The organism is Chryseobacterium sp. MFBS3-17 (assembly GCF_020687745.1).
Lineage (GTDB): Bacteria > Bacteroidota > Bacteroidia > Flavobacteriales > Weeksellaceae > Marnyiella.
This window is the reverse complement of record NZ_JAJEWK010000010.1, coordinates 165174-179422: the sequence shown is the minus strand read 5'-3', so window position 1 is coordinate 179422 and position 14249 is coordinate 165174. Positions and strand designations below refer to the sequence as shown.

Genomic DNA, 14249 nt, shown 5'->3' with positions numbered 1-14249 from the left:
AATTATGGTTGTGCGGCAAGCATTCCAATGGTTGTTTCGGTTTCTTCTCTGGGTTTTTCGCCATCAGCGCCACACTTCAGGACTGCAAAATAAAATACGATGACTGCAATGATGAGCAGGGCAATGGTGCGGGCACAACCTTTATTTTGTCCGCGGCGCGACTGGGCTTTCAGGTTCAGGGGTTCGTAGCCCAGAATTTTGGCTTTACGCTGCTGAAACTCTTCCTCCGAAATTTGTCCCTGTTTTTTCAATGCCTCCAGTTTTTCTATTTTTGAATAATTGTCATTAGCCATAACTCAAGGATCTAATGTTGATTTTATTTGCAGCAAATAATGCTCCTTTTAACATCCGGGCACAAAAAAACCCCGCAAATCTGCGAGGTTTAGTGAGCGCGCCAGGATTCGAACCTGGGACCGTCTGCTTAGAAGGCAGATGCTCTATCCAGCTGAGCTACGCACCCATTTGCAATTCTGGAACTGTTGAGCGGTGTTTTCCGGCGGTGCTCAGAAAAATTTCCGAAGATTTGCCGAAAAAAAAAATTCCCGAAGGAATTTTAAAAATTGTCGGGGCGGCAGGATTCGAACCTGCGACCTCCTGGTCCCAAACCAGGCGCGATGACCGGACTACGCTACGCCCCGAATTTTTTTCCAAAGGTTGCGGAGGGTGTGGGATTCGAACCCACGCGACCCTTGCGGGTCGACAGTTTAGCAAACTGCTCCGTTAACCACTCCGGCAACCCTCCTTTGCAATATTTTTAAGATCTTCTGTTCCGTAATTGCGAGTGCAAATATAACACAGATTTCATTATGAACCAAAAAAAAATACTTAAAAATTTTTGTAATTTTGAAATATCTAATCAGTCTAAATTCGAATTTATGTCTAAAATATTATATATCATAGGATTAAGCACGCTTATGGTTTCCTGTGCTGCTCAGAATACGCCAGCAAAATCCTCCGCAAGTACTGCCCAGCCTCCGAAACAGGCCGTAACTCAGAATCCCAACCCTGTCCCGGCAGGTAGTCAGCAGACCGGTCTGGTAACATTTCAGGGCGTTGAATTTTATAAGCAGAACATCGGCGATATTTCAAAAAATGACAATACCATCAGCCATGGTTCCATTGTTACCGCCAGCCCACAGGGTTTCAGGGTGGTCAAACGTTATTTCCCGGCCGTAGGGCAGAACTTCAGACAGAAATACCTTATTCTTCATTATACAGCGCTGGATGAAGACCGCTCTCTCCGTGTGCTTACTGAGCAGTCGGTGAGTGCACACTATCTGGTAAACAATCTGGGCGATAACGAAATCTACCAGCTTGTAGACGAAAATAAAAGAGCCTATCACGCCGGAATCAGTGCATGGAGAAAGGATATCAACCTTAATGATACTTCCATAGGAATTGAGATTGTGAACACGGGATATGTGAATGACTCTATCGGTAAAAAGGTTTTTGCTCCGTTTGATGCGAAGCAGATGCAGAAAGTGGCTGCGCTGGTGAAGGATATAGCAGACCGCTATCAGATTCCGCCAACCAATATTCTGGCCCATTCGGATGTAGCGCCCACCCGGAAGCAGGATCCCGGCCCACTGTTTCCCTGGAAAAAACTTTATGATGAGTACCAGATCGGAATGTGGTATAATGATGCGGATAAGCAGCGGTATCTCGCTCAGTTGAATCCGGAACTGTTCATGACCGAACGCAATTCATCTACCTTTATATATACCGTGCAGCGCGCCCTGAAAGAATTTGGGTATGATATCAACCCAACCGGAGCATGGACCAAGGAAAACACAAAGGTAGTTGAGGCTTTTCAATATCATTTCCGGCCAGAGAATTACGATGGCATCATCGATGCGGAAACCTGGGCCATTCTGCAGGCACTCATCCAGAAATACCCGCAGAAGTAATCCTTTGTCAACATCAGCTGAAGCGCATTTTTCATAAGAAAACGCGTTTTTTTATTCTGAAAAAAGCCTTAACTTTCCCCCATTAAAATTTAGTATTTCTTCATGGATAGTTACAGAAAAGAAAGCGATTTGTTGGGCGAACTGAATGTGCCGGCAAATGCATATTATGGTGTGCAGACACAGCGTGCGGTAGAGAATTTTAAAATCTCCGGACAAACTTTATCTTCCTACCCCGAGTTTATCCGCGGGCTGGCCTTTGTGAAGAAAGCAGCCGCTAAAACCAACTATGAACTGGGTCTGCTGGAAGAGCAGATTTATTTTAAAATCGCAGAGGCGTGTGATGAACTGCTGGCCGGGCACTTACATGATCAGTTTCCCATTGATATGATACAGGGAGGCGCGGGAACATCTGTGAATATGAATGTGAACGAAGTGATTGCCAACCGTGCACTGGAGAAATTAGGTAAAGAACGGGGCGATTATCAGTATTGTTCGCCAAATGACCATGTCAATCTTTCACAGTCTACCAATGATGCATACCCTACCGGGATTAAAATGGCACTCCTGCAGATGAATTATAAACTGGTGCAGAAACTGCAGCAGATTGTGTATGCATTCCGTGAAAAGGGTGCTGAATTTCATGATGTCTTGAAAATGGGTCGTACGCAACTTCAGGATGCCGTGCCCATGACGCTGGGTCAGGAATTTGAAGCCTTTGCCGCAAACCTGGAAGAGGATGTGGAAAAACTGAACAATAATGCCAAACTTTTTGTGGAAGTCAATATGGGAGCCACTGCCATCGGTACCGGACTGAATGCCCCACTGGGCTACGCCACCCTCTGCGCAAAAAATCTGGCTCAAATAACAGGATATCCGGTGGTTTCTGCTCCCAATCTGGTAGAGGCTACGCCGGATACCGGTTCTTACGTGATTTATTCCTCTGCCATGAAAAGACTGGCTGTGAAATTGTCTAAAATCTGTAACGATCTCCGCTTGCTGTCGTCAGGGCCGCGCGCAGGACTCTTTGAAATCAATCTTCCGCCCATGCAGCCGGGCTCATCCATTATGCCGGGCAAAGTAAATCCGGTAATTCCGGAAGTGGTCAATCAGGTGTGCTATAAAGTCATCGGAAATGACCTTACCGTAACTTTCGCGGCAGAAGCAGGACAACTTCAGCTGAATGTAATGGAGCCGGTATTGTCCCATTCCATCATGGAAAATATTCAGTTTCTGTGCAATGCGCTGGATACGCTGCGCGAGAAATGTGTGGTGGGAATCACTGCTAACAGAGAGGTGTGCCTGAATATGGTGAAACACAGCATCGGGATTGTGACCGCTCTGAATCCGCACATCGGATACAAAAATTCTTCCGCGATTGCCAAAGAAGCGCTGGAAACCGGAAAAAGTGTGTACAATCTGGTGCTGGAGCAGGGAATTCTTACCAAAGAACAACTGGATGATATTCTGGATCCCAAAAATATGATTCAACCTCATTAAATATATCAGGAACATGAAGTTCCTCATCATTATCCCCGCTCATAACGAGGAAAAAAACATCGGTTTCGCCCTGGGTTCCCTGAAGCAGCAGAGCTTCGGGGATTTCCGGGTGGTGGTAGTGAATGACGGATCTGAGGACCGAACGCCACAGATTGCCGCAGAATTTGCAAATCAGGACCGGAGATTTTCTGTGAAAAATCTGGGAAAATCCGGTCATGAGCCGGGAGCAAAAGTAGTCCGGACGTTCAATAAAGGTCTGGACGGAGAAGATCTTACAGCATTCCAGGTCATTTGTAAATTTGATGCCGACATTATCTTTCCGCAGGATTATCTGGAAAAAGTGGCACAGGTGTACCGGGAAAATCCCAAAGCTGGGATGGTTTCCGGATTGGTCCGCATCCGCAAAACGGTATTTGAGAAAGCACTGGCCTATGATTTTGCTGATGAAAAAAAACAATGGATATTTGAGAATCTTTCGTCTAAAAATCATGTACGGGGTCCCATAAAGTCATACCGCCGGGAATGTTTTGAACAGATGAACGGTCTGCGACCCGTGCTGGGCTGGGATAATATTGATGTCATGCTGGCGCGCATGCACGGATGGGAGGTGCTCACCATTAAAAATATCTGGGTCAAGCATTTGCGGCCCACCGCCTTCAAATATAAAAGCCAGAAAGCAGAAAAGCTGGGTGAGTATTTTTATAATATCGGACTCAGTTTACCTTTGGCATTAATCTCATCCGCCAAATCTTCCTGGAAGAGCAAGTCTCCCGGAGAGTTTTTCGTCACCATGCGCACTTTCCTGAAGCAGAACAGCGCGCGTGAATTAAGCCGGGAAGAAATAAATTATATCAGGAAACTGCGGTGGCAACAGATGTTTGGTAAAAAATAAACCTATGAATAAATTGATTCCACTGCTGCTTTTATGTTGTGGCTTAATATACAGTCAGAAAAAAGATGCAGATCTTATTATTTACAACGCAAAAATTTATACAGCAGACGCCCGGTTTTCTACCGCGGAGGCAATGGCAGTTTCCAAAGGTAAAATTGCAGCCATTGGCAATAATGAAGCGATTCTTAAATCTTACCAATCCCAAAACAAGCAGGATGTGGCAGGCCGAACTGTTTTGCCGGGTCTGATTGATGCCCATTGTCATTTTACCGGTTATGCCAAAGACCTCTGGAAATGTGAACTGTGGGGAACCCAATCCTGGGAAGAAGTGGTGCAGCGCATGGTGATCTATTCCAAAACAGCACCTCAGGAGTGGCTTTATGGCCGCAGCTGGGATCAGAATGACTGGCCGGTAAAAGATTTTCCGGATAAACAGCGCCTGGATGAACTCTTTCCAAACCGCCCGGTTTATCTGAAAAGAATAGATGGCCATGCGGTAGTAGCCAATCAGAAAGCTCTGGATATTGCAGGAATAACGGTGAATACCAAAGTGCAGGGTGGCGAAATAGAAGTGAAAAATGGTCAACTTACCGGAATCCTGCTGGACAATGCCAAATTCCTGATAGAAAAACATATTCCCGAAATCAATGACGAAACTGCATTGAAGTACTTTACTCAACTACAGGAAACCTGCTTTTCTCTTGGACTGACCTCAGTTCACGACTGCGGAATTTCGGAGCATACCCTCTCACAACTTGAACAGTCCCAGCGGCAGGGAACTTTAAAAATGAAAGTATTCGCCCTGCTGAATGATGATCCTGCTTACTACGGGAAGTGGATCCGGAAAGGCCGATACCGGAATGGAAATATTACCGTAGGTGGTTTTAAAGTGTATTCAGACGGGGCACTGGGCTCACGTGGAGCGTGCCTGTTGCATGATTATGAAGACCAGCCGGGTAGAAGAGGGTTCCTGCTCGGTGAGGAGGAGCATTTCAGAACACTGGCCCGCAAACTGAAAAATTCAGACCTGCAAATGTGTACGCATGCCATTGGTGATTCCGCAAACCGCACCATTCTGAATGTGTACGGTGAAGTTCTGGGCGGTAAAAATGACCGCAGATGGCGCATAGAACATGCACAAATTGTTACAGAAAAGGATCGGGAACTTTTCGGACTGTATTCCATTATACCGTCTGTACAGCCTACGCACGCTACATCAGACATGTACTGGGCAGAAAGCCGGCTGGGTGCTGCACGTACGAAAACCGCTTATGCTTATCAGGATTTGCTACAGCAGAATAAGTGGCTGCCACTGGGAACAGATTTCCCGGTAGAAGAAATCAATCCCCTGAAAACCTTTTTCGCAGCAGTGGCCCGCCAGGATGAACATCTTTATCCGGCCGGCGGCTTTCAGAAAGAGAATGCCCTCACCCGAGAGCAGGCTCTTCGGGGAATAACCATCTGGGCAGCGCGCGCAGCCTTTCAGGAAAATGAACTGGGCAGTCTGGAGGTAGGTAAATCTGCAGATTTTGTCATCATTAGTCAGAATATCATGGCTGTAGAAGAGGCCAGGATTCCGGAAACCGTCGTATTGGAGACTTTCAGCAGTGGCAATCGGGTGTATTATAACCAGCAGTATTACGAGGATTTCGCACGCCGGCTTGCTGCACCAGTAGCCGGATACATCCACTAAATTTTTAATTTTTGAAAAAAATCGCCTACATAGAACTGGATACCCATGCGGAAATTGCACTCAACTTTATGGAGCTGATGCAGGATTCTGCCGTATTTGATACGGATTATTACGTGTCCGGCAAAGTTTACAGGCAAACGGGCGGCAACAGAAAGCAGGTATTTATGGTGGAAAGTGCAGATGTGCTGCCGTTGCTTCAAAAAAAATCGTATGATCTGGTCATCATCGGAACTGCACACCGTTATTTTAATGTTTTTAAAGCCATCGCAGCGCGTTATAATACGGCGGTGATTGTACATAATCAGAATTTTACGTTCCTTTCCAGATTTGATTTGTTGCGAAAAGTACTGTGCAAAGATCGGTTGTACCGGCTGAAGCTTTTGCTGAAGGAAGGTTTGCTCACAGCACCGGATTTTTACAACAGCGTAAATCACCGGCTTGTTCTGGATTCGTATCTGGAGCGAATTTCCATGCGGTTTTTACCGGTTTTTTACAGGAAATATAAAGATGAGGTCCCGCAAATTCCAACCGTGGTTATTCCCGGATCCGTTTCTCAAAGCCGCCGCGACTATGCCAGAGTTTTTGAGGTGATTCAAAATATGGAATCCGGCTCTTCCAAAGTACAGTTTGTTTTTGCCGGAAGAGCAGAAGGCCGGGAACTGGCACAATTGAGGAAGCTTGAAAACTCCGTTTCAGAAAACATCAGTCTGCAATATTTTACAGAAAAAATCGACCAGCACACTTTTGATAAATGGATGCGCAAAGCATCTTTTCTCTGGTGTCCGGTGCGCAGTGAAACTGAATTTTTCAGCGAAAAAGAAATATACGGCATCTCGAAAATGAGCGGAAATGTAGGCGATGCCATTAAATATGGAAAAACAGCAGTGTTTCCGGCCGAATATCCGGCGCAGTTGCATTCGTTTATCATTCGGGAGCCGGAAGATATGCGTCAGTTCATCCTGAATCCGGATGCTTTTTCGGATTTTAAAACTGATTCATATGAAGTCACTTCGGTGCGGTCTGCACTGGAAAATGTACTGAATTCTTTACTTAAGTCTTAAAACAACATAATTCTATTTGCCGAATCTGAATATGCTGCGGATGAATTTCTTCGAAATATAATCCTCCATCGGGAAAATTTTCAGGAAGTGATTGCCGATATAAATCAGGATCAGAACCACGGCAGGTTTGTACAGGAGATTCAGAAAATTATTTGAAAAATTGGGCAGTACAATGGCTACAGTGATGGCCAGCGTAGAGATAATGGACGCAAAAATCATCTCGATAGACAATGGATTGACCTTAAATTTGATATAGTTAAAGGTAATTTTAATGATGTTATAGGTGGACAGCGAAATGGCGGTAGCCAGTGCCACGCCCACAATTCCGAGACGGGTATTTTCCAGGAAATAATAATTCAGCAGGATGGTGAGCGCTGCCAGAAACAGCATGAATACAATGTTATAGCGGTAGTACCGGGACAATGAAATGATATTGCCGTTGAAACCTGTTGCCAGATCAAACAAAATAGCAGACCCCAGAATCCAGATCACTGGTTCCGATTCCAGGAGCATGGTGCCGTTTTTTATAAAACCAATGAGAAACGGAAAGCCCGCCAGAATACAGGAAAACAGCACAGACCCGATGAAAAACAAACTCAGTGAAGTTTTCTTATGAAAGCGGTCCAGTTCTTCCAGGTCATTTTCTGCAATGGCTTTATTGATGATGGGTGCCGAAATATTAAAAATCCCGAGTTGTGGAATGGAAATCAAAGAAATCATGGCAAAAAGCACGGAGTAAATTCCGAGTTCCTCATCGCCCAGCGCATCACCAATCATGATTTTATCAATCTTAATGGCAATATAATTTCCGATGTTTCCCAGAAAACTAAACAGACTGTAACTGAAAATGTCTTTCCACAACGCATCTTTTTTAATGTAACCTGTGCTGAAATCAGGTTTCAAAGGCTCCAGCCGGTTGGCATAGATAAAGTATCCAAGAGTGGACAGTGTGAACATACCGAAGAAAAATCCAAATGCCGTAACCTGAGAAATGCCCAGGAAAATGAAAAGACAAAATGCACCCACGTTGGCCAGTTTGGGCATGATGTTCTCAAAAATATTGGGAACTACAATTCTTTTGTAATTGGAAATGTAGCGGTTCAGACAATGCGAAATAGAAAGCACCAGCACCAAAGGCAAAATAATGAATTTCAGTTCCCACCATTTCATGTTTTTGAGGTCGGGAAACAGATAATGAATAAGCAAAAATAAACCCGTGAAAACCAGAAAATTTATGGCGATTCCTAATAAAGATAATGAAAGAATATTCTGATGCTTGGAATCCTTCTGTGTCTGATGAAAAAATTTCACATTGGCATAGGACAGCCCGAAAACTACAATGGGAACCAGAATTTCTGCTGTAGAAAGAATATAACTCAGTTTTCCGTAAAATGTAAAATCATGCGGAAACACAAAATAGGTGGAGAGTGCGCCCAGCACAAATCCCAGGTAGCCTATGATGGTATATTTAAAGCCTTGTCTTGCAACAACACTCATAACAGCAGGTCTTTACCGGATGTGAAGTACGAAAAATAGACGGAGTTTTCAGCAGTGGTGGTCATGATGATTCTAATGGGAAAGCAAAGATAGAAAAATATGTTAAGTTTTGTTAAAGCAATATTTGGGTCAAAGTTTTTTAAAAAATCCTGTGCTTCCGCCATTTTTACTAAATTTGAGGTTTTTAGTCATAGATCCAATGAAAAATATAGCCTTTTTCGTGGCCGCATTTTTACTTGTGAGTGCGGTTTCCTGTTCCTCACTTCAGAAAACCTCCGGGCAGCCGTTTGTCTGGGAAGGAGCCAATGTATATTTCCTGCTCACAGACCGTTTCCATAATGGTGATGCTGCTAATGATGTCAATTTTAACCGAACCGAAAAAACTGCAGTACTCCGCGGTTTTGAAGGAGGAGACCTGCGCGGGATTATCCAGAAAATAGACAGTGGATACTTCACTGAACTGGGTGTAAATGCCATCTGGATGACTCCCGTGGTAGAGCAAATTCACGGTGCTACTGATGAAGGAACCGGTAATACCTACGGTTTTCATGGATACTGGACCAAAGACTGGACGGCTCTGGATCCGAATTTTGGCACTGCGGCTGATCTTCGTGAACTGGTAGACAAAGCCCACAAAAGAGGAATCCGGATTGTGCTGGATGCTGTCATTAACCATACCGGTCCGGTGACCCCGAAAGATGCGGTTTTCTCCCACAGTTGGGTGCGCACTTCACCGCAGTGTACTTATGACAGCTATCTGAATACCACGGCATGCACATTGGTAGCCAATCTCCCGGATGTCCTTACCGAATCTGATGCGCCGGCACCACTCCCCGCATCTCTTGTGGAAAAATGGAAGAAAGAAGGCCGATATGATGCGGAAATGAAATCGCTGGATGAATTCTTCACCCGTACCGGCTACCCCCGGGCGCCCAAATATTATATCATGAAATGGCTGGCAGATTATGTGGAACAATTCGGGATAGACGGCTACCGGGTAGATACCGTAAAACATACCAATGAAGATGTTTGGGCAGATTTTCAAAAGGTCTGTCAGGAAGCGTTTGACCGTTATAAAGCGAATAATCAGGCAAAGGTGCTGGATGATCAGCCATTTTTTATGGTGGGCGAGGTGTACGGATACGGCATCAGTCAAAAACAACTCTATGATTTTGGAGATAAAAAAGTGAATTATTTCAAGAATGGGTTTCAGTCCCTCATTAATTTTGACTTCAAAGGCGATGCACACAGATCTTATGAAGAAATTTTCTCCTCTTATTCCCGTATGTTGGCCAATGAAATGGACGGGAAAACCGTCATGAATTACCTGACTTCACATGATGACGGTTCACCGTTTGATAAATACCGGAAGCGAACCTTTGAAGCTGCCGTAAAATTGCTGCTTGCCCCCGGTATTTCACAGATTTATTACGGAGATGAAACAGCACGTTCGCTTATTATAGACGGTGCAGAAGGAGATGCCACGCTGCGAAGCAATATGAACTGGGACGATCTTGAAGTCCATGAAGCTACCCGAAATCTGCTGAAGCATTATCAGAAACTCGGGAAGTTCAGGGCAAATCATCCGGCTGTGGGAGCGGGAATTCATCAAATGATTGCCAATGAACCTTACTGGTTTGGCAGAACCTACAGGAACGATAAAGTAGTAATCGGACTGGACCAGCCAGCAGGTGAGAAACGCGTTGATGTGTGCGGCTACTTTGCGCCGGGAACCAGAATCAGAGATGCGTACAGTGGCGTTAGGACAGTGGTGGGCACAGATCATACCGTGGTGTTGGACAGTAGTTTTTCCATTGTTCTGCTGGAAAAAGACCTGTAATCGGTACAGATTTACAGTGGAATTCCGGTGGCTGTTAATGGAGTCAAAAATTGTTGTTCGCTTGATAAATGCTTACCTTTGCGTCAAATAACAAAAAAATGTCCGATATAAAACTCAATACCATTCCGGAGGCGATAGAAGATCTGAGAAATGGTAAAGTAATCATAGTTGTAGACGATGAAAACCGCGAAAATGAAGGCGATTTTCTTTCGGCAGCAGAACTGACCACCCCTGAAATTATCAATTTCATGACCATACACGGCAGAGGGCTTATCTGTACGCCACTTCCGGAAAAGAGATGTGATGAACTGGGTCTGGATATTATGGTGACCCGCAGCAGTGATCCCAAGGAAACTGCTTTTACGGTTTCGGTAGATTTGCTGGGCGAAGGGGTTTCTACCGGAATTTCTGCCAGTGACCGTGCCAAGACGATTCTGGCACTGATGGACGAAAAAACCAAACCTTCTGATTTCATGCGTCCCGGACATATATTCCCGCTCAGAGCGAAGAAAGGCGGTGTGCTGAAACGTGCCGGTCATACTGAGGCGGCTACCGATCTTACCAAACTTGCCGGCCTGAAGGAAGGTGGAGTCATCTGTGAAATTATGAATGAGGACGGTTCTATGGCGCGGCTTCCGCAGCTGATGGAACTGGCAAAAAAACTCGACCTGAAAATTGTGTCCATTGAAGATCTGATTCATTATCAACTGAAAAAAGGGGATCTCATTGAACGCATAGAGGAGCGTAAAGTAAAGACCTTCTATGGTGATTTTGATTTTTATGCATTCAGAGAGAGCAGTACAGAGCAGATGCATTTTGCTTTTACCAAAGGAAACTGGACCGAAGATGAACCGGTACTGGTCCGGGTTCAGGCGTCTAATTCCTATTTTGATGTGCTCAGCCGTTTTATTACCGGCGAAAAACCTTTGCTGGAAAAAGTAACCAGCATGATTAATGAAGAAGGAAAAGGAGTGCTGATTTTTATTAACAATGTATCTAATACCGAGAATACCCAGAGAAAACTTCAGCAGTTTCTGGATTACCAGGACGGAGCCGAGCAGCGGCCTACACTGGCTTATAATTTCCGCGATTATGGCATCGGAACGCAGATTCTGAAAAATTTAGGCATCAATAAATTCCGCGTCATTACCCAAAGTCCGGATGTAAAACCTGTAGTAGGCGGTTATGACGTAGAGGTAACCGAAATGGTGGAACTGAAATAAAAATCCATGAACAGCAGAGAGGAAAAACTGGAAGCATTCGGCAGGCTGCTCGATATCATGGATGATCTGCGGGAGAAATGTCCGTGGGATAAAAAGCAGACGCTGCAATCCCTGCGGCATCTTACGCTGGAGGAAGTCTATGAGCTATCTGATGCTCTGCTGCAGGAGGATCTTCCCGAAATCAAAAAGGAACTGGGTGATGTGCTTTTGCATCTGGTTTTTTATGCCAAAATAGGTTCCGAAAATCAAAGCTTTGATATCGCAGACGTCATCAATGCTCTTAATGAAAAACTGATTTTCCGCCACCCGCACATTTATGGAGATACCGAGGTAAGCGGTGAAGATGAGGTGAAGCAGAACTGGGAAAAACTGAAACTGAAAGAAGGAAACCGCTCCGTGCTGTCAGGGGTTGCCAAAGGAACGCCCAGCATAATCAAGGCCTACCGCATTCAGGATAAAGTGCGCGGCATCGGGTTTGAGTTTCACGATGCCGGAGATGCCTGGAAAAAAGTGGACGAAGAGCTTGCTGAATTTCATGCTGAAACCGATCCCGTGAAAAAGGAGGAAGAGCTGGGCGACGTGTTTTTTTCGCTCATCAATTATGCAAGGATCTCCGGCATAAATCCCGATTCTGCACTGGAGCGGACCAATGCCAAATTTATTTCGCGATTTCAAAAAATGGAGCAACTTGCCGCAGACCGCAGCCTGAGAGTGGAAGACCTCTCTCTGGAAGAAATGGATCTGCTGTGGGAAGAAGCAAAGAAGTTGCCTTAACCTTACCGCATTTTTTTAAACAATAAGACCATGCTCCCGCTGAAAAGCCGCTAAAGAAAGTATATGCAATATAAGTTTCAACACGGTTTCAAGTCTTTCCTGGAAATACGAAAGACCGAGCGAACCTGGCATTTTCCATTGCTGGCAGGGATTTGTGTGGGGTTATGTCTGCTTGTGGGCTGGTTTTTTGACCGGCCGCTATACGGCAATCTGTCCAACATGGGCGCACTACCATATTGTACTTTACACATTCTGCGCTGGCCAGCCGGATGATTCACCTCATGGTCTGTGCCTTCGGAATGGTTTTTTCCTTTATGTTCGGGCTGGTATTCAGTTTTAATCCCTGGGTCAGTGCGGCATCAGTGGGTTTTATCGGATTTCTGGCGCACCTGGTCACCTCTTACTTTAAGGTGCCGCCGCCGGGCAATTTCTTTTTCGTGATGCTGGCTGCCGTGGCCGGATCGGTACCGTTTGATGTGGAATTATTACCGTCCAGAGTAGGATTGGTAGGCATGGGTGCCATGCTCTCGGTGCTGCTGGCATTTTTCTATTCGGTATTCATTGCCAAAAAGGTGGTGCCGCTCCCCGTGAGACCAAGTTTTCGACCTAAAGCATATACCAAGATTGTAGAGAGCATCATCATAGGAGCAGCCATGGCTCTTTCACTGGCCGTGGGTTATGTTTTTAAGCTCCATACACCGTACTGGATTGCAGTTTCCGCTCTGGCAGTGCTGCAGGGACGGGATCTGATTCATACCCGCCAGCGGAATTTCCACAGAATATTCGGGACTTTTATCGGTATCGGACTTACCTGGATCATTTTCGGGCTGGGCATTCATGGCCTGGCGCTGGTGGTAGTCATCACCCTTTTACAATTCGTGATAGAGTTGCTTATTGTGCGGAATTATGGACTCGCTGCCATTTTTATTTCGCCGCTCACCATTCTCCTGGCAGAAACTGCGGGCGGACTGGACTTTGACATCAATACCATGATGGAAGCCCGTCTGGCAGATACCATCATCGGGAGTCTCATAGGTCTTGTTGCCGGTTGGCTCTTGCATCACAGGGACATCATTGCCCGGCTGGAAAGACGTATTCGCAGCACTGGCATATTCCTGCGCAGATGGTCATAACGTGCTGAAATTGACTTGCTTCAACTGGAAATTCTCAGATAGCTGCAGAAAATTCAAATTTTGACACATAAAAACACACCGCCTCACAGCACCGTGGTATTAAACAGTCTGCTGTTTTTCCTTTTCCTGCTGCATGTACTGATGATAGGGCAGGGTCTCTTCCAGCTGGTCCAGTTCCTCTTTTGTGAACACCCGGTAATTGACTTTGAAGGTTTTGTTTTTCGGAGTCTCCAGTGAGAAACCTCCCGCCCCGAATCCGTCGGTCACATCCAGTTCAAAATGGCTGTATTGCCAGTATTCAAATAAATCATGATCCACCCAGAAATGAAATCCCAGGATCGTTCCTATGCTTACGTCTTTGGTTCTGGGGTAGAAATGTCCCTTCCTGAAACACTGGGGCTGTGTGCCCTCGCAGCAGCCGCCGGCCTGGTAAAACATCAGTTCACCATATTCCTCATGCAGTTGCCGGATCAGTTCCATCGCTTTGTCTGTGGCAGAAAGCCTTTTTATTTTTTCCATTTTTTTCTTTTTTTTAGGAGCATCACGTTCGGTCAGTGCTCAGTAGGGGTCTCACCAGCTCTTCGCTCATACTCCTCCAGATTCCCCACGGTTAAAACCGTGCTCCATCTGTGCGGGGTAACCGCTGCGATCTGGGCTAAGAGTTTGTGAGGTCTGTTTATTGAAAAAGGTTCTCCCGCACCGGACAAAATCCCGGTGGCAGGAAAACCTTTA

General features: G+C 45.5%; 12 protein-coding genes and 3 tRNA genes. 9 read left to right on the top strand and 6 right to left on the bottom strand.

Annotated features, from left to right (window positions below; genetic code table 11):
• Positions 1-2 precede the first annotated feature (2 nt).
• From LKO26_RS08585 to LKO26_RS08570, 4 genes are all read right to left on the bottom strand, one after another.
• Positions 3-293: an SHOCT domain-containing protein gene (locus LKO26_RS08585; RefSeq protein ID WP_227587444.1), complete on the bottom strand. Its 291-nt coding sequence runs from the start codon at positions 291-293 to the stop codon at positions 3-5.
• Positions 294-386: 93 nt separating this feature from the next.
• Positions 387-460 (bottom strand) — tRNA-Arg (locus LKO26_RS08580).
• Between the two features lie 103 nt (positions 461-563).
• Positions 564-638: transfer RNA gene (locus LKO26_RS08575), tRNA-Pro, on the bottom strand.
• Positions 639-657: 19 nt separating this feature from the next.
• Positions 658-742, bottom strand: a tRNA-Ser gene (locus LKO26_RS08570).
• 133 nt (positions 743-875) lie between these two features.
• Between LKO26_RS08570 and LKO26_RS08565 the strand changes: the two genes are divergently transcribed.
• From LKO26_RS08565 to LKO26_RS08545, 5 genes are all read left to right on the top strand, one after another.
• Positions 876-1907, top strand: a complete 1032-nt coding sequence (locus LKO26_RS08565) for an N-acetylmuramoyl-L-alanine amidase (protein ID WP_227587443.1) — start codon at positions 876-878, stop codon at positions 1905-1907.
• 102 nt (positions 1908-2009) lie between these two features.
• Positions 2010-3404 (top strand): aspartate ammonia-lyase, encoded by a 1395-nt coding sequence (gene aspA / locus LKO26_RS08560; RefSeq protein WP_227587442.1) that lies wholly within the window; start codon positions 2010-2012, stop codon positions 3402-3404.
• A gap of 13 nt (positions 3405-3417) precedes the next feature.
• Complete coding sequence (locus LKO26_RS08555; RefSeq protein ID WP_227587441.1) at positions 3418-4296, top strand: glycosyltransferase family 2 protein; 879 nt, start codon at positions 3418-3420, stop codon at positions 4294-4296.
• Between the two features lie 4 nt (positions 4297-4300).
• Entirely contained in the window at positions 4301-5989 is a 1689-nt protein-coding gene (locus LKO26_RS08550) for an amidohydrolase (protein WP_227587440.1), read from the top strand.
• 11 nt (positions 5990-6000) lie between these two features.
• Positions 6001-7050 carry a hypothetical protein gene (locus LKO26_RS08545; protein ID WP_227587439.1) on the top strand — a complete coding sequence of 350 codons (1050 nt, stop codon included), beginning with the start codon at positions 6001-6003 and terminating at the stop codon, positions 7048-7050.
• A gap of 12 nt (positions 7051-7062) precedes the next feature.
• Here LKO26_RS08545 and LKO26_RS08540 read toward each other — a convergent pair whose 3' ends face one another.
• Positions 7063-8547, bottom strand: a complete 1485-nt coding sequence (locus LKO26_RS08540; RefSeq protein ID WP_227587438.1) for a lipopolysaccharide biosynthesis protein — start codon at positions 8545-8547, stop codon at positions 7063-7065.
• A 199-nt stretch (positions 8548-8746) separates the two neighbouring features.
• On the opposite strand from LKO26_RS08540, the gene LKO26_RS08535 reads away from it, so the two are divergent.
• From LKO26_RS08535 to LKO26_RS08520, 4 genes are all read left to right on the top strand, one after another.
• Complete coding sequence (locus LKO26_RS08535) at positions 8747-10387, top strand: alpha-amylase family glycosyl hydrolase (protein ID WP_227587437.1); 1641 nt, start codon at positions 8747-8749, stop codon at positions 10385-10387.
• A gap of 98 nt (positions 10388-10485) precedes the next feature.
• A complete protein-coding gene (gene ribB, locus LKO26_RS08530) occupies positions 10486-11610 on the top strand; it encodes a 3,4-dihydroxy-2-butanone-4-phosphate synthase (protein ID WP_227587436.1) in 1125 nt (374 codons plus the stop codon).
• Positions 11611-11616: 6 nt separating this feature from the next.
• Positions 11617-12384 carry a nucleoside triphosphate pyrophosphohydrolase gene (gene mazG, locus LKO26_RS08525; protein ID WP_227587435.1) on the top strand — a complete coding sequence of 256 codons (768 nt, stop codon included), beginning with the start codon at positions 11617-11619 and terminating at the stop codon, positions 12382-12384.
• Positions 12385-12620: 236 nt separating this feature from the next.
• A complete protein-coding gene (locus LKO26_RS08520) occupies positions 12621-13517 on the top strand; it encodes an FUSC family protein (RefSeq protein ID WP_227587434.1) in 897 nt (298 codons plus the stop codon).
• Between the two features lie 99 nt (positions 13518-13616).
• Here LKO26_RS08520 and LKO26_RS08515 read toward each other — a convergent pair whose 3' ends face one another.
• On the bottom strand, positions 13617-14036 hold the full coding sequence (locus LKO26_RS08515; protein WP_227587433.1) for a DUF779 domain-containing protein: 420 nt from the start codon (positions 14034-14036) through the stop codon (positions 13617-13619).
• Between the last annotated feature and the right edge of the window lie 213 nt (positions 14037-14249).